The sequence below is a fragment of the Candidatus Clostridium stratigraminis genome, assembly GCF_045310675.1.
In the GTDB taxonomy this organism is placed as follows: Bacteria; Bacillota; Clostridia; order Clostridiales; family Clostridiaceae; genus Clostridium_AT; species Clostridium_AT stratigraminis.
Map to the genome: position 1 here is coordinate 23,599 of NZ_JBJHZZ010000007.1, position 15,827 is coordinate 39,425.

Annotated in this window: 17 protein-coding genes and 1 riboswitch; of the genes, 9 read left to right on the top strand and 8 right to left on the bottom strand. The window is 31.5% G+C overall.

Annotation, left to right across the window (positions count from 1 at the left end; genetic code table 11):
- Nucleotides 1–82: 82 nt before the first annotated feature.
- From ACJDUG_RS11045 to ACJDUG_RS11055, 3 genes are all read right to left on the bottom strand, one after another.
- The gene (locus tag ACJDUG_RS11045; RefSeq protein ID WP_406769949.1) at nucleotides 83–964 is read right to left on the bottom strand and encodes a carbohydrate ABC transporter permease; all 882 of its coding nucleotides are present in this window, start codon (nucleotides 962–964) and stop codon (nucleotides 83–85) included.
- Entirely contained in the window at nucleotides 964–1,806 is an 843-nt protein-coding gene (locus ACJDUG_RS11050) for a carbohydrate ABC transporter permease (protein ID WP_406769950.1), read from the bottom strand. Before ACJDUG_RS11050 ends, ACJDUG_RS11045 begins: the two co-directional genes overlap by 1 nt.
- A 72-nt stretch (nucleotides 1,807–1,878) precedes the next feature.
- Nucleotides 1,879–3,264, bottom strand: coding sequence for an ABC transporter substrate-binding protein (locus ACJDUG_RS11055; protein WP_406769951.1), 1,386 nt, complete (start codon nucleotides 3,262–3,264; stop codon nucleotides 1,879–1,881).
- Between the two features lie 461 nt (nucleotides 3,265–3,725).
- On the opposite strand from ACJDUG_RS11055, the gene ACJDUG_RS11060 reads away from it, so the two are divergent.
- The 4 genes from ACJDUG_RS11060 to ACJDUG_RS11075 all read left to right on the top strand — a co-directional run bounded on the left by ACJDUG_RS11060 (nucleotide 3,726) and on the right by ACJDUG_RS11075 (nucleotide 8,028).
- Nucleotides 3,726–4,226 carry a flavin reductase family protein gene (locus ACJDUG_RS11060; protein WP_406769952.1) on the top strand — a complete coding sequence of 167 codons (501 nt, stop codon included), beginning with the start codon at nucleotides 3,726–3,728 and terminating at the stop codon, nucleotides 4,224–4,226.
- A gap of 143 nt (nucleotides 4,227–4,369) precedes the next feature.
- Entirely contained in the window at nucleotides 4,370–5,827 is a 1,458-nt protein-coding gene (locus ACJDUG_RS11065; protein ID WP_406769953.1) for a spore germination protein, read from the top strand.
- Nucleotides 5,796–6,920, top strand: a complete 1,125-nt coding sequence (locus ACJDUG_RS11070) for a GerAB/ArcD/ProY family transporter (protein ID WP_406769954.1) — start codon at nucleotides 5,796–5,798, stop codon at nucleotides 6,918–6,920. Before ACJDUG_RS11065 ends, ACJDUG_RS11070 begins: the two co-directional genes overlap by 32 nt.
- Nucleotides 6,898–8,028: a Ger(x)C family spore germination protein gene (locus ACJDUG_RS11075; protein WP_406769955.1), complete on the top strand. Its 1,131-nt coding sequence runs from the start codon at nucleotides 6,898–6,900 to the stop codon at nucleotides 8,026–8,028. Before ACJDUG_RS11070 ends, ACJDUG_RS11075 begins: the two co-directional genes overlap by 23 nt.
- A 135-nt stretch (nucleotides 8,029–8,163) precedes the next feature.
- On the opposite strand, the gene ACJDUG_RS11080 is transcribed toward ACJDUG_RS11075, so the two are convergent.
- Complete coding sequence (locus ACJDUG_RS11080; protein ID WP_406769956.1) at nucleotides 8,164–9,279, bottom strand: sensor domain-containing diguanylate cyclase; 1,116 nt, start codon at nucleotides 9,277–9,279, stop codon at nucleotides 8,164–8,166.
- Between the two features lie 257 nt (nucleotides 9,280–9,536).
- On the opposite strand from ACJDUG_RS11080, the gene ACJDUG_RS11085 reads away from it, so the two are divergent.
- The 5 genes from ACJDUG_RS11085 (at nucleotide 9,537) to thiT (ending at nucleotide 12,289) form a co-directional block, all read left to right on the top strand.
- Nucleotides 9,537–10,382 carry a DegV family protein gene (locus ACJDUG_RS11085; RefSeq protein WP_406769957.1) on the top strand — a complete coding sequence of 282 codons (846 nt, stop codon included), beginning with the start codon at nucleotides 9,537–9,539 and terminating at the stop codon, nucleotides 10,380–10,382.
- Nucleotides 10,383–10,385: 3 nt separating this feature from the next.
- A complete protein-coding gene (locus ACJDUG_RS11090; protein WP_406769958.1) occupies nucleotides 10,386–10,823 on the top strand; it encodes a PadR family transcriptional regulator in 438 nt (145 codons plus the stop codon).
- A gap of 185 nt (nucleotides 10,824–11,008) precedes the next feature.
- The gene (locus ACJDUG_RS11095; RefSeq protein ID WP_406769959.1) at nucleotides 11,009–11,164 is read left to right on the top strand and encodes a hypothetical protein; all 156 of its coding nucleotides are present in this window, start codon (nucleotides 11,009–11,011) and stop codon (nucleotides 11,162–11,164) included.
- The gene (locus ACJDUG_RS11100; RefSeq protein ID WP_406769960.1) at nucleotides 11,164–11,343 is read left to right on the top strand and encodes a hypothetical protein; all 180 of its coding nucleotides are present in this window, start codon (nucleotides 11,164–11,166) and stop codon (nucleotides 11,341–11,343) included. The genes ACJDUG_RS11095 and ACJDUG_RS11100 overlap by 1 nt, the downstream gene beginning before the upstream one ends.
- A gap of 50 nt (nucleotides 11,344–11,393) precedes the next feature.
- Nucleotides 11,394–11,496, top strand: a riboswitch (TPP riboswitch).
- A 100-nt stretch (nucleotides 11,497–11,596) separates the two neighbouring features.
- On the top strand, nucleotides 11,597–12,289 hold the full coding sequence (thiT, locus tag ACJDUG_RS11105; RefSeq protein ID WP_406769961.1) for an energy-coupled thiamine transporter ThiT: 693 nt from the start codon (nucleotides 11,597–11,599) through the stop codon (nucleotides 12,287–12,289).
- 83 nt (nucleotides 12,290–12,372) lie between these two features.
- On the opposite strand, the gene ACJDUG_RS11110 is transcribed toward thiT, so the two are convergent.
- The 4 genes from ACJDUG_RS11110 to ACJDUG_RS11125 form a co-directional block, all read right to left on the bottom strand.
- Nucleotides 12,373–12,561 (bottom strand): ferredoxin, encoded by a 189-nt coding sequence (locus ACJDUG_RS11110; RefSeq protein WP_406769962.1) that lies wholly within the window; start codon nucleotides 12,559–12,561, stop codon nucleotides 12,373–12,375.
- Nucleotides 12,562–12,648: 87 nt separating this feature from the next.
- The gene (locus ACJDUG_RS11115; protein ID WP_406769963.1) at nucleotides 12,649–13,491 is read right to left on the bottom strand and encodes an Mrp/NBP35 family ATP-binding protein; all 843 of its coding nucleotides are present in this window, start codon (nucleotides 13,489–13,491) and stop codon (nucleotides 12,649–12,651) included.
- A 158-nt stretch (nucleotides 13,492–13,649) separates the two neighbouring features.
- On the bottom strand, nucleotides 13,650–14,339 hold the full coding sequence (locus tag ACJDUG_RS11120; RefSeq protein WP_406769964.1) for a response regulator transcription factor: 690 nt from the start codon (nucleotides 14,337–14,339) through the stop codon (nucleotides 13,650–13,652).
- Between the two features lie 17 nt (nucleotides 14,340–14,356).
- The gene (locus tag ACJDUG_RS11125) at nucleotides 14,357–15,817 is read right to left on the bottom strand and encodes a HAMP domain-containing sensor histidine kinase (protein WP_406769965.1); all 1,461 of its coding nucleotides are present in this window, start codon (nucleotides 15,815–15,817) and stop codon (nucleotides 14,357–14,359) included.
- Nucleotides 15,818–15,827: the final 10 nt, after the last annotated feature.

Consider the following 15,827-nt stretch of genomic DNA (forward strand, 5'->3'; position numbering starts at 1 on the left):
CCGGTAAACTGGCAACCGGTAAAAGTATGCCGCTTTCTATCATATCTTCCACATTCTTAGCATCAAATTATTGTAAGTAACTTTAACCCTTGACTGCTCCTGCTACAACACCTTTAACAATATACTTCTGACAGGCTAAGTAGAAGATTACAATTGGAACTATAGCTAGTATGAGCATTGCCATCATAGCCCCCATATCTATAGAGCCGTATCCGCCCTGAAGATATTGAATTGCAATTGGTATTGTTTTATATTCACTGCCTATTAAAAGGTATGGCAGCAGATAGTCATTCCAAATCCACATTGTATTTAATATTGAAACTGTTATTGCTATTGGCTTCAATATTGGTAACACTACCAAGAAAAAAGTCTGTATCGGATTACAGCCGTCAATCAGAGCTGCTTCTTCAATCTCAAGAGGAACTGATTTTACAAATCCGGAAAACATAAACACTGATAGTCCAGCGGCAAAACCCAAGTATACAACAATAATACCAAAAGGATTATCCAAATGCAGTATATTTGCAACCTTACTCATTGTAAACATAACCATTTGGAAAGGTACAATCATTGAGAATACACATAAATAATATAATGTTTTAGTAAACTTTGTTTTAACTCTTGTAATAAACCATCCGGTCATGGAGGTAAATAAAACAATAACTAAAACAGAAGCTACTGTTATAAATAGCGACCATCCAAAGGCTTTTATAAAACCTGTTTTTTCTAGTCCATTAACGTAATTTCCAAGTCCCACAAAGGTCTTACTGTTAGGTAGTAAAAAAGGAGTATCACTAATAAAGAACTTTCCTTTAAATGAGTTCATTAATACTGTTAAAATAGGAACTAAAAATGCAGCTGATGCTATCAAAAGTGCTGTAAATATCAATTTATTGATCCACCTTGAAGCTTTTCTAGGCCTTAATTCCTTTGTGATCAATTCCTGAGTGGTGTTTGTCTCCATTAGTTCTCTACCTCCTTACTCCTTGTAAATATAAGCTGTGTAAATGCAAATACAGCTACTAAAAGGAAGAATACTACTGCTTTCGCCTGTCCTACGCCTTCCCAGCCTGTCTTGCCATAAAAGGTATTATAAATATCCAGCGCCATCATAGCTGTCTTTCTAGATGGTGCGCCTGCTGTCAAAGCTAAGTTCTGGTCAAATAGCTTAAAAGAATTTGACAAAGTTAAAAATAAACATATTGTTACAGATGACATAATCATTGGAATTTTGATATCTTTTAGTATCTTAAAAGTACCTGCTCCATCTATCTTTGCTGCTTCAATCAAATCTTCAGGCACATTCTGAATTCCTGCAATGTATATAATCATCATGTAGCCTATTAACTGCCAATTCATAAGTATTACAAGACCCCAAAAGCCGTACTTAGGATCCACTGTCAAGGTTACACCAAACTTGTACAGCACACCGTTAATTATCAGCTGCCATATATACCCAAGTACTATACCGCCTATTAAGTTAGGCATAAAAAATACTGATCTGAAAAAATTTGAACTCTTCATACCCCTTGTTAAAAGCAGTGCCAGAAGAAAGGCAAACACATTGATAGTTATAACAGACACAACCGTAAATCTTGCTGTAAACCAAAGGGCATTTATAAACTCTTTATTTTGAAAAGCTTTAATATAATTGCTGAGACCCACCCACTTGGAGTTTGTTACTGTAGTAAACTCTGTAAATGATAAATAGAGTCCCATAACAAACGGTATTAAAAAAGCTATTAAAAAGGCTATCAATGTGGGCAGTACAAAGATTGGGAAATATTTTTTAAGTCTCTTTTCCACACTATCTACTCCTAATAATAATTTTAAAATGGTGAGTCAGAGTCACCTCCAGCCCACCATCTGCACATTCAATTATTTTTTATTTTTTACTCTTTCAGAAGCCCATGAATCTTTAACTACTTTTACAACGTCATTCCAGGTTTTGGTGCCTTGGGCATATTCAAGTAATGCATCACCAAAGTAATTTTTGAAATCTTCACTTGGGAATGCTGCGAAAGTCCAAGCTACATTGGTCTTACCCTTAGCCATCCAAGCTAAAACTTCTTTAGCTAGTGGATCTGTCGGCTTTTCATTATCTTTAAAGGTATTGAATGGAGCTATAAAGCCTAAGTCATTGGTTACAAACTTCTTACCGGCATCGCTTGAGAATAACCACTCAAGGAAAGCTATAGAAGCATCCTGTTTATCCTTTGAAACCTTCTTATTGATTGCAAAGAAGTTTTCTGTTCCAACTGCTAAGCCCTGATTTTCTTCACCAGCTACTCCAGTGTATATAGGCATAAACTTGATATCAGATTCTTTTACAGTATTTCCGCTAACCTTGGAAATTTGCCCCCAAGCCCAGTTACCATTTTGAACCATAGCAACATTACCTAAAGCAAATTCAGCCATGGAATCATCAACGGATTTACTTCCTAATAGTTTTCTGTCAGTACTGGAGTTATTTAAGTATAAATCAAATATGTTTTTATAGTTATTTGCATATTTGAATTCAATATTGTCTGCTGCAAGTCCAGCTAATACTGTATTGTCATATTTAGTATTGTCTTTGAATTCATAGAAGAAAGGAATGTCTGCAAGGTGTGTCTGCCATCTCCACTGTTCTCCAGCTTTTAGGGACGTGGATGCAAATACTCCCTTTATTCCTAAAGCAGCTTTATGCTTAGTCATATCTTCAACTACCTGCTTTAATAAATTATAGTTTGTTATTTCCGATGTTGATTTTATTGAAACTGTTTTATCAGAAAGTGCAAAATACTTCTGCATAATTGACTCGTTGTAAATAATTCCATAGCCTTCTACAACATAAGGAATACCATAAACTCCTTCTCCATCTTTTACAGCCAAACTCTTATCTGTAAGATAGCTGTAAAGCTTTGTATCCTTTAAATCCAGAGTATAGTCCTTCCAAGCCTGATATCCAACTGGTCCGTTGATTTGGAATATTGTTGGTGCATCTGACTTAGCTACTTCTGACTTTAAAGTTGTTTCATAAGTACCTGCTGCAGCTGTGTTAATCTTTACCTTAACACCAGTTTCCTTTTCATACTCAGCAGCAATTTGATTATACTTGTCTGCAATTTCCGGTTTAAAGTTTAAGAAATAAATCTCCTTAGCTCCTGACGACTTGCTTCCATCACTGCTTGATGTTCCTGCTGTGGACTTGCTTCCACATCCAGCTAATAAAGTTGTTCCCACTGCAACTGTCAGTACAATACTTAGAAGTTTTTTATTCATATAAATCCCCTCCCATTATAATTTTTAGGATTAACCTTGATGTTTTTGTAGCTGATTTCTTTTATGTATTTGGTATCGTTTTCGGTACCGTTTTCAATAACCATAAACTAATAATAACATGTTGTGCAAGCGTTTGCAATACATATCATACACATTTTCCAAAATTTTAATAATATTAAGTTCCTTTGATATTGCACTTACATTTTCACTTCTGTTATTAAAGCTTCTGCTTATCTCTATAAGCTGAAATGAACAATAAAAATCACATCCAGTTCCCTTTGAAGTTTCATCCTTTTACACTCTCCCCTGTTATATTAATGATTTTATATATTACAATATATTTTCATTTTAAATTTAGCATATTTCTGCATAAATTTTTAATCAGCTACATTACTTTTATACTTAATAAATATAATTTATGATAAAAAATAAAAGTAATATCATTGAAGGGAGAGAATATAATGTCAGTTAATTTTACCCAAAAGCTTGAAGAAGCCATGAATTATTTACATAAGCAAGGAGCCTTCCTTACTGTAAAAAGTGGAAATAAAACTAATACTATGACTATAAGTTGGGGAAATATTGGTTTTGAATGGAATAAACCTATTTTTACTGTATTGGTTAGAAAATCAAGATATACTTATGAGCTTATAGAGAACTCTAATGAATTTACGGTTAGTATTCCACTAAATAACGATTTAAAAAAGGCTCTTGGATTTTATGGTTCTAAATCAGGAAGAGATATGAATAAATATGAAGAGTGCCCATTAACTCTAGAACCAGGAAAATCTGTTTCAACACCTGTAATTGGAGAATGCGAACTCCATTATGAATGTAAAATAGTTTATAAACAAAAAATGGATGCTAATTTGCTTTCTGAAGAAATAAAAAATAGCAGCTACAAGGATGACGACTACCACACTATTTATTACGGGGAAATTGTAAACTGTTATATAAAATAAGAAAATATGTGACACTAATATATTAAAAGGTTTTGCTTCTGCAAAACCTTTTTTCTTTTATACAAACTGCATTGAAGTATAAATTTGGTCAAAAAGTATAAACCTAATTTATACACTTACGTTCACATATTGAGGTGAGGATTGTGACTTTAATAAATACTAATATTGAAGATGTAATAAATATTTTAAAAAATAAATTTGAAGATTGCCCTGACATTATCCTAAGACAGGTGTTTCTAAATAATGGCATGAAAGGCTATTTTATTTTTATTTCAGGTCTTATTGACTTAGATCTATTTCAGCGTGATTTTTTTAAATACTTAATGTCACTTACCTATGATAATTTAAAAAGCGAAAAATTTATTAAATCAATTCCTATAGCAAAATTATCAATTATATATTATACAAACTCAATATTAAGTGATGTTACTCAAGGTAAAGCAGTATTCATAGCTCAAGGATTAAATTTTGCAATTTCTTCTGATCTTGCAAAATTTGAAAAAAGAGAAATAAGCGAACCTGAATCAGAGAAAAATGTAAGAGGATCACATGAAGGTTTTGTAGAATGTGCCAATACCAATATATCCATATTAAGGAGAAAGATTCGCAATAATGATCTTAAATTTAAGCTACTACGATTGGGAACTTCAACAAATCAAGATGTTTATATTTCGTATATTAATAAAATTGCCAATCCAGAAATATTAAAGGAATTAGAAGATAGAATTAGCAAGGTCAATTATGATGGATTATTAGGAAGCGGATACTTGGAACAAATGATTTCAGACTCACCAAACTCTCCATTCCCTCAATTTGTGGCAACTGAAAGGCCTGATAAAATAGTTTCTATGCTGTTAGAAGGACGTTATGCTGTTATTGTTGATGGGACTCCTGTAGTCATTGCCGCACCTGTAAGTTTTTTTTCCTTTTTTCAATCTCAAGATGATTTTAATGGTCATTGGATACTTGGTACCTTTCTTGGAATTATAAGGCTAATTGCTCTTTTAGTTGCATTATTATTACCTGCAATATATATAGCTGTAACTTACTTTCATTACTATATGGTACCATTAAAACTTTTAATTCCTTTAGCTGAGTCAAGAGGAAAAGTTCCTTTTCCACCCTATCTTGAAGCAGTTATTATGGAAACAACCATAGAATTATTACGAGAAGCCTCTGTTAGACTTCCTACTTACATAGGAACTTCTATAGGTATTATTGGTGGTATTGTTATAGGCCAGGCTGCAGTTCAAGCTGGGATAGTTAGTGTTTTAATGATAATTGTAGTGTCAATAACTGCCATAGCGTCCTATGTAACACCATTAAATGATATGGGCTTTGCTATTAGGTTTTATAGATTTATGGTTATGCTAGTATCTGCAGTATTTGGAGCTGTAGGTATATTAGTATGTATAATTTTTTTAATGGCTCATCTTATATCCTTAGAAACCCTTGGCCAGCCTTACTTTCAACCAATAGCCCCTTTAGTGCCTATGGATTTTAAAAATGTCTTTATTAGAGCACCATTTAAATTTTTAAAGAAAAGGCCAAGTATTGCTAAGCCTTTAAATGAGAAAAGAGGATTTGATGATGACAAATAATAAAAAGCATTTAATTTCTTCAATGCAAATGATGTGTTTTCTTATTTCATCACAAATAGGCTTTGGTATTATTACCCTGCCAACTACTTTAGCTAATAAGATAGGTCACGATGGTTGGATATCAGTTTTTTTGTCAGGAATAATATCTATCATATGTACTTTTTTAATTTGTAGATTTTTAAAAAGATATTCTGATAAATCTATTTTTCAAATTAATATACTTCTTTACGGAAAATATATAGGTATGCTTATTAATTTTAGTTTATTTTTATATTTTGTTTTTACATGCATTGTAATCTTTCGATTATATAGCGAATTAATTAAAATAACAGTTCTACCCTTAACTCCTTTGACTGTGTTATCGCTGTTTACATCTATACCAACAATTTATTTATGCTTTAAAGGATTAAATCCAATAGCTAAATTTACTATTACCTTATTACCAGTTTATATAATAACCATTATATTTTTTTTGGTTCTAACCAAAAATGGCAGATTAACTTTTATTATGCCTGTTGGTCAAGCTGGCACAAAAGGAATTATAAGCGGAATGATGTTATCTGGTTTTAGTTTTTTAGGTATCGAGCTTTTACCTGTTATTTATCCATATGTAACAGACAAACAAAACTTTACCAAATTTTCCATTTCGGCCAATATTTTTACTACTTTATTTTCAACCTTAATAGTATTTATTACAAATATATATGTTGGCGAGTGGAAATTAAAGCTTTTAGCATTTCCACTATTCAATGTAATAACATCAATGAGAATACCCATAATTGAAAGATTGGATTTGCTTTTTATCATGCTTTGGTATCCTGTAATGGGCTCCTCTATTAGAAATTATTTTTTTTGCTCATACCACTTTTTAGACATACTACTAGCCATTAATAATAAAAAATATCCTATTCTTTTACTAACCATTATAATTATCCTGCTTGGCAATATGCCTAAGGATTTAGTAGACATATACAGTTTTACAGATATTATAGGAGTAACGGGTTTACTTGTAATTAGTCTATTACTATTTTCTTTTGGATTTTCCTTTATAAACAAAAGGGGGGTTAAAATTGAAAAGAATAAAAGTAACTAAGTTTCTGTGTTTAATTATAATACCTGTAATAATTTTAACAGGATGCTGGGATCAAAAAATATACGAGGATATAGGTTTTATATTGCAGCTTGGTCTGGAAAGTTCTAAAGATGGAATGCTTCTTATTTCCTATACTACTCCTGTAGCTGATCCTAAGAAATATGAACAAGTAGAATTTATTTACGGAAATGCAGGAACCCTTAGAGAATTTAGATCTAAAGCTAGAAATATATCCTCTAAATTTTTAGAAGCAGGAAAAATACAACAGATTGTTATTTCTCAAGAATTAGCCGAAAAGGGGATAATAAACCTTCTCGAAGTATCTGAGCGAGATTCCTCCAATCCAACAATTGCATATATAGTAATAAGTGAAAGTAGCCCAAAAGACTTATTCGATTTTTCTCAGAAACTAGGCGACAAGCCTCTGCCCTCATTCTATCTAAAGCAGCTTATTGATAATAATTCTAGATCAGGTTTCTGCCCGCAAACTTCGGTTTCCGAATTTACTTGCTTCAGCTTTGCAGAAGGCATAGACTCAATTGTACCATTAGTTAAGGCTGAAAATAAGGAAACAAAAGGCATTCGTGTTATGGGATGTGCTTTATTTAATTACGATAAAATGGTAGGAAAACTTAATCAAAAGGATACATCCTTACTACTTGCAATGAAAGGAAAGGTAAAGTCAAGTGAATATAATTTTACAAGCTTAGGCCCTCCCGAAAAGGACATTTCAGGTAAAACAGGTACTGCAATGTTTTTATATAAACCTAAACAGAAAATTAAGGTAAGTATAAAAGACAATATTCCAATAATTAATATAAGTTTAAAACTAGATGGAATTTATGAAGAGCACCAATGGGATCATATTGATAAGAAGGCTGTACAAGTAAAATACGAGAAACTTATGTCACAGGAAATTAAAAGCGAGTGCTTAAAGTTACTACAATATACTCAAGAGGTTGGCAGTGATCCTATTGGTATTGGTGATATAATACGAGCTAAATATAATACCTACTGGTCAAATAATAATTGGAAGGATTTTTATTCTAAAGCAGTTTTTAATATTGATGTTGCTGTAAATATTATAAGATATGGAACTATAAAATAATAAAAAAAGTGGAATGTGGTCTACATATTACATTCCTCATCTATTATAGGGAAACAAGTTCAAATATTAGCAAGTTAAGTTTCATCTTTGTTTCCCAATAATACTATCCTTAATCATAATTTAACTCTCGGTTAACTAAACTGCAGCTGATCTGTTGATTTTTTCAGTCTTATCTAGATACATTTCCTTATCTGCTATGCCGAATATATCATCAGAATTCAAATTAGAATCAGCTTCAATGCTACAAATACCATAACTAAAGCCAAGGGGGATATTTTCAATTTTTTCCTTTATTGCAACCTTCCTAATACATTCCATTCTTTCAATTGCATTAGCTTTATCACAATTTACAAATAAAATAACAAACTCGTCACCTGACATTCTTGCATATATATCAGTTTTTCTTATATTTTCTCTTAATACATTTGCAAACAGCTTCAAAGCCCTATCTCCCACATTATGTCCATAGTTATCATTAATAACTTTGAAATTATCCAAATCAATAAGCACCAAGCAGCCCTCAGTTTTATATCTCATTATTTTTAAGCATTCATTTGTTAAAAACTGTTTGAAAAGTCTCCTATTATAAAGCCCAGTAAGTTCATCAAAGTTTGCCATATACTTAAGTTTGCTTTGAATAAAAGAATTCTTAAGAGCTAACTGAAGTTCATTTTTAATATAATTCATAAGTTTCAAATCCTCATTGGTAAAGGTCTTTCCAGCTAAAGTACTATCTACACTCATCATACCTATTAGTTTCTCATCTATATAAATTGGAGAGGTTAATGTACAGCTTATATCTAAGGCTTCTAAACTTTTGAGATTTCTTACATTCTCCTCTTTCATTACATCTTCGTCAAATCTATTTGGATTTTTAATTATAGCAGTCTCACAAAAGTTATTAATACTATATAAATAAGCCTCTTCCTTTTTTAAAGTCATCTTCTTTAATTCCTCTGAAAATCCTCTAACAGTCTTAAAATGAAATAAGCTATCTTCTTCAATTAATAAAATACTTCCTTTTGAAGCACCTGGTACAAGTTCTATGGCTGTATCTAAAATAAGACTATAAACTTCATTTTCTGAAGTAGTTTTAATAATTTTTTCTGCAACTTCAAATAATATATTTTTTACTTTGTCAGTGTATTCCATTCTGCTTCTTATTTTTTTTAGTTCTAAAAATTGTAAAATAACTAAAATGACCACAACACCTGTTATAGAAATTAAAATATAAATTAAGCTTCCTTCCATTAAGTTCAACTCCTAATCCTAATAATTTAATAATAAAATAAATTATTTTAATGCTGGCCATTTTTTATATATCTACTGAAAATTATAATTCTAAATCTAATGGTTTACAATCATTTTCGAAGCTTTAAATTGTAATGGTATTAATACTCTAATAAATATTTTAATTATAATGTATAACATATCATTATCACTATTGATAATGATATCAATAGTGATATATAATAATACTAATAATTTATATGGAGGTTGTAAATATTTTGAGTAAAATAGCTTTGATTTCTGATAGTTCCTGTGATTTAACAGTAGAGTTAATAAATAAATACAATGTAAAAATAATGCCTTTAAGAATTATTTATAAGGAGAAAGAGTATATAGACCGGGTTAATATTACTCCTAAAGAGGTGTATGACTACCTAAATATAGAAATCCCAACTACCTCAATGCCTTCAATTCAAGATATGGAAAACATTTATAGCACACTTGAAATGGAAGACTTTACTCATGTTATTGCTATAACAATTTCTTCAGGCTTATCTGGGACCTTTAATGCAGTTAAGCTTGTAAGTGAGAATCATCCAAATTTAATAACCTGTTTATTTGATTCCAAAACCCTTTCTGCTGGATTGGGTGCAATAGTTGAGGAATGCGGTAATCTTATAAATGAAGGTAAAAGTTTTGAAGAGATAGTAGATGAGCTCCCCTCTATTAAAAGTCGCATTTCGGTATACTATGTGGTAGAAACCCTAGAATATTTAAAAAAAGGCGGCAGAATAGGTAAAGTGTCTGCTACTATTGGAGAATTTCTTCATATAAAGCCAATAATATCAGTTGATGAGGAGGGTAAATATTTTACTTATGCAAAAGTAAGGGGAAGAAAGCAGTCTATAAATAAATTAATAGATATTGCTAAAGAGACAATTAAAACTACCAAAGCAAAGCTTTTTGTTCTGCAAGGAGGTGCCCTAGAGGAAGGTAAAAAGCTTTATGATTCCTTCTTAGGCGAAGCCAATTTAACTGCTCTTCATTTTGGAGATATAAGTCCTGCCTTAGGTGTTCATACTGGCCCAGGCCTTTTAGGAGTGGTTGTAGTAAGGGATGTGTAATAGTTGGATAGAGATATAAAAGCTGAAGAAAAGCGGCTTTATGAGGAATATAAGCAAAAACTAAATGAGCTTAAAAGGATTAAAAACGAGAAAGAGGCTGTTGGTCAAGTTTTTACAAAGGGCCTTCTTCCTTTATATGTTCTCTATATTCTAAGCTTAGGTCCCACAAATGGTAATGATATATCACATAAAATCGGAGAAAATACCAACGGCAACTGGATTCCTAGTACTGGAGGCATATATCCCCTATTGAAAAAATTTGAAAAAAATAATCTTGTTATTGGTAAGTGGGATGATGAAAAAAAGAAAATACAAAAAATATACACCTTAACGGAAGAAGGAATTAAAGAATTTGAAAGTAAGAAAACACTTTTGAAGGAAAAAATTGAAGAAGCACTAGAGGTTTTTAAAATTATTTATAATGACTTATATAATAAATAACCCGATGTTTCTCTAACTTTTATATTACAAATTAATTTTTTTCAAATAGCCCTCAAAGTATTACTAACTTTTAATTTAATTGAATAATTAAAAGACAATAGTCAAAAATAATTATGATTACTATATTAAATATATAAACCTTTTTAATATTTAATATAGTTTATATTAAATTAGGAGCTGATGAAATGGCTACAGGAAAAAGCAAAAAAGGTATTGTAGGAAAGGTACCTATGGCAAACAAGAGAAAAGGACCAGTTGGTGAAGGAATAGATATAATGGATAATAGCCTAACTAATGCTCATGACATCGATAAAACTATTAAGAATAGGAAAGAACGCTAATGCAAGGAATAGTAATTGAAGTGTTTAGTACTGAAGCATATGTTTCCCTTCCTGATGGTAGAAACATCAGCATCGGTTTAGCTCATTTACCTTCGAATGTAAAAGCTGGTTCTACTATTAACTTTGAGCCTAGTAAGCTTCAAATGGTTAACCACACAATTGGTCAGATTATAATTTAAAAATTATTGTTAAAAGCTGCTAAATATATTATAATGGATGTAAATAAATATTTTTGTGCTAGGGGTGCCTATAGGCTGAGAAAAGGATTTAATCCAATAACCCTCATACCTGATCTGGTTAATACCAGCGTAGGAAAGCGATTTTGTTAGATATAAAACCGTATTCCAAAATACGGTTTTTTTATTTTACTTAATAGTGTGGCGATATTATCTAAGGCGTTTCTTTCACAACAAAGAAAAGAGGAGAGTTTGTATGAATGGTTTTAGTTTAAAATTTTCAGGAATTGATTTTAGTGGTATTAGTCAAGGGTTTGCAGATGTCCCCAAACATCCATCGGCAATTTTCGCTATTATTGGTTTAATAATATTAGCAGTTATTTTTATTAAAGTAAAAAATATTAAGTTCTCAACCTCAATAATTACAAATGTGGGGGTTGCTCTTGCATTAGGAGCAGTTTTAAAAATGGTTAAATTTTATCAAGCTCCTATGGGTGGCAGTGCCACACTAGGAAGTATGGTACCCATTTTTATTATTGCCCTATTTTATGGACCAGAAATTGGTTTTCTTACAGGAATTATTTTTGGAGTAATTGATTTTATTCTAGCACCATATATATTACATCCTGTGCAAGTTCTTTTTGATTATCCTTTAGCTTTTTCTGCTATTGGTATAGCTGGCTATTTTAGAAATAAGTCAAAGTTCACCATGCTTGCTGGAGTACTTATATCTATTGCTGTAAGATTTATTTTTCATTTTATATCTGGTCTTATATTCTACGGCAGCTATGCTCCCCAAGGTATGTCTGCAGCTTATTACTCCTTTTTCTATAATTTCGGCTACCTTGCACCAGATGCAATTCTCTGCTTAATTGTACTTGCTATACTGCCTTTAAAACAAATATTTTCAGTAATAAATAAGCAAAATATATCTTCAGTTAAAAATTAATTTTTAGCTCAAGAAACCTAAAATTATTATATTATTTTTAAAAAAGACACTGAACTATTAAAATTCAGTGTCTTTAATATTCTTTAGGATACAGAAATAGCATTTACCGGGCAGGACTCTTCTGCTTCCTTAGCACTTCCTTCAGCATCAGCTGGAACTGTATCAGTAATAACACCAGCCTTGCCGTCATCCTCCATTTCAAAAACCTCAGGGCATAAGGATGGACATAATCCACAGGAAATACAAGTCTCTTTATCAACATAAGCTTTCATAAAAATCCTCCTCTTTCTTAAAGAAAATGCAAAAATTTATAATTAACAATAATATTGTTTCCTATATTAAACTAATTATAACAAAAATTATTGTAGGGTCATGAAGTTTCTTAATAAGTCATTATATTCTGAGGATAGATTAATAAAGTCTTCAATTTTTCCACTTTCCATGCTTTCTACTAAGTCAAGGTCAATTGGAAGCTCTGCTATTAAAGGAATTCCTAAGATTTCCGCCTGTTCTTTGCCGGATTTTTTACTAAATACCTTTAGCTTTTCACCGCAGTTTCCACATTTAATATAAGACATATTTTCTACAACACCAAATACCCTTATCTTCATCTTTTGTGCCATAATAACTACCTTTTTAACAATCATAGTAACCATATCCTGTGGAGTAGCTGCTATTACAACACCATTAAGAGGAATGCTCTGCATAACTGTAAGTGCTAAATCCCCTGTTCCAGGAGGCATATCTATTAATAGATAGTCAAGTTCTCCCCATTCAGTATCTCTAAACATTTGAGTCATAACGCCAGTAAGCACTGGACCTCTCCAAATGACTGGTTGTTCTTCTTCCTCTGTTAATAGGTTTAAAGAAATTACCTTTATCCCAGTAGTTGTTTCAACTGGAATAAATTTAGCCTCTTCTTCAGTTTTACCTTGGACTATATCTGCTCTCTTTTCATTTATACCAAAGAATCTAGGCATAGAAGGTCCTGTTATATCACCATCTAAAACTCCAACTTTGTATCCAAGACTTCTAAGCTTAGTTGCAAGAATACCTGTAACAGTAGATTTACCTACTCCGCCTTTCCCACTCATTACTCCAATTATATTTTTAATGCTGCCGTAGCTAGGAATTAATGCAGAACAGGTAGCTTCATTGCTGCCGCATTTTCCTTTACTAGCACAGTTATCACATTTGCTCATATAAACCCTCCTGTATTCCTTATTTGTACGTAACAATTATCAATTGTTACGCCTCCTGTATTCCTTATTCTGTACACAATGATTATTAATCATTGTGCCTCCTGTATTCCTTTTAAGATAATAACATTATAACACTTTCTAATGAAAATAAATATCATTTATATTTTAAACCTGTATCCTGCTCCCCATAAAGTTTCTACGTATTGAGGGTTGGAGGGATCAGCTTCGATTTTCTCCCTTAATTTTCTAATGTGAACAGTAACTGTAGCTATATCACCTATAGAATCCAAGTCCCAAATACGTTCAAATAATTCCTCCTTGCTAAATACCCTATTAGGATTCATAGCTAAAAGTGTTAAAAGATCAAATTCTTTTGCAGTTAGAGTTACTTCCTTGTTATTTATAAAAACTCTTCTTGAAACCTTATCTATGAAAAGGCCTCTTATTCTAATTTCCTCCTTTTTATTATCTGTTTTACCCATAAGTCTTTCATATCTTGATAGATGGGCCTTTACCCTTGCTACTAATTCACTTGGGCTAAAAGGTTTTGTTATGTAATCATCAGCACCCAGGCCCAAGCCTCTTATTTTATCAATATCCTCTTTTTTTGCCGATACCATAAGAATTGGAATATCCTTTTCTAAGCGTATCTGCTTGCATATTTCAAAACCGTCCATTCTAGGCAGCATTAAGTCCAGGATTATCAAAGCATAATCCCCGCTCTTTCCTCGATTAAGACCTTTTTCCCCATCTTCCTCAATTTCAACTTGAAAACCATCAATTTCTAAATAATCTCTTTCAAGCTCTGCAATGCTTCTTTCATCTTCAATTATGAGTATTTTCTTCATATTATCCCACTACCTTTTTATATATCTTTCTGTCTTAATGTAAAATATATACTTGTTCCTATTCCTTCAGTGCTCTCAGCCCAAATTCTACCGCCATGTTCCTCAATAATTAGCTTTGCAATTGCAAGTCCAAGCCCGCTGCCTCCAGTTAATGTATTTCTTGATAAATCTGCTCTAAAAAATCTATCAAAAATATATGGAATATCTTTTTCCGGAATACCTTGCCCATTATCTTTAATTTGAAATTGTATATAGTTATTATTTTCACTTAAATTTATTTCAATTTTTCCTTTATCTTTTTTTGTGTACTTAATAGCGTTTTCTACAATATTAGTAATTACTCTTTTTATTCTCTCTCTGTCAGCTAAAACAGTACTGCTGCCCTTAATATAATTGTGATATATTAATTCAAAGTTTTTCTTTTCTAAATCTAATTGAAGTTCTTCCACACAATCTAGCATATAAGAAGTAATGTCAGTTATTTCAAAATTAAAGGGAAGTTTATTTAAATCAAGCTTTGAAAATAAAAATAATTCATCAATGAGCCTGTCAATATCAGTAGTTTTGCTATAAATGGTCTTAATATATTTATCCATCTTTTCAGGTGATGCCGCTACTCCATCCATAATGCCTTCAACATAGCCTTTAATGGCTGTAACAGGTGTTTTTAAATCATGTGAAATATTAGAAATCAATTCCTTCCTATTATTTTCATATTGGAATTGCATATCTACAGACTCTTTGAGTTTACCCCGCATTTCTTCGAAGGCTAGACAAAGTTCTCCTATTTCATCTTTAGCATTTGTCTTTATTTCAAAGTCCAAATTTCCCTCTTTAATTTGATTAGCTGCATTTTTTAATTCTTCTATAGGTTTAAAAACGCTTCTAGAAACTAAAAAGGTTAGGACTCCATCAGTTAAAATTAAAATAAGTATAATTGCAATAATTATTGTAGTAATAAGTCTTTCTATTATTTTCTCTAGGGGACCAATATAAGTAACTAAAAAAATAGTCCCTTCACTTTTATCTTTAAAATAAAAATCCTGCTGTCTTATTAATGAGGAATCCCCTCGCAGCTCCATGCGATCAACTTTATCTTCGTCACTTCTGCCAAACTTAGGTAGATTTTTTATAATTGGAGAGTTATCAAGAATTTTAGAATTGTATATAACTTCATTATTTTTCCTAATTATAATTCCTGAATTAACCCTGCTTAATTTGCTGTCTAGCTCAGAAATATAACTTTTGTCCTCAAATTTTTCCGGATTACTTCCTGCAGTTGTTTTAATATCATTGTATAAGTTAACACCCTTTTCTATTATTTGTTTATAGGGGTTAATAGTTAAATTAATGTTGTAAATTCCAGCAGCACTTCTCAAAAAAAGAACCATGATTATTATCGATGTAATAATTGATAAAACAATTGGAACTACTATCATTGCAACATATGAAATTATCAGCCTTATTCTTAAGGACATATCTATCACC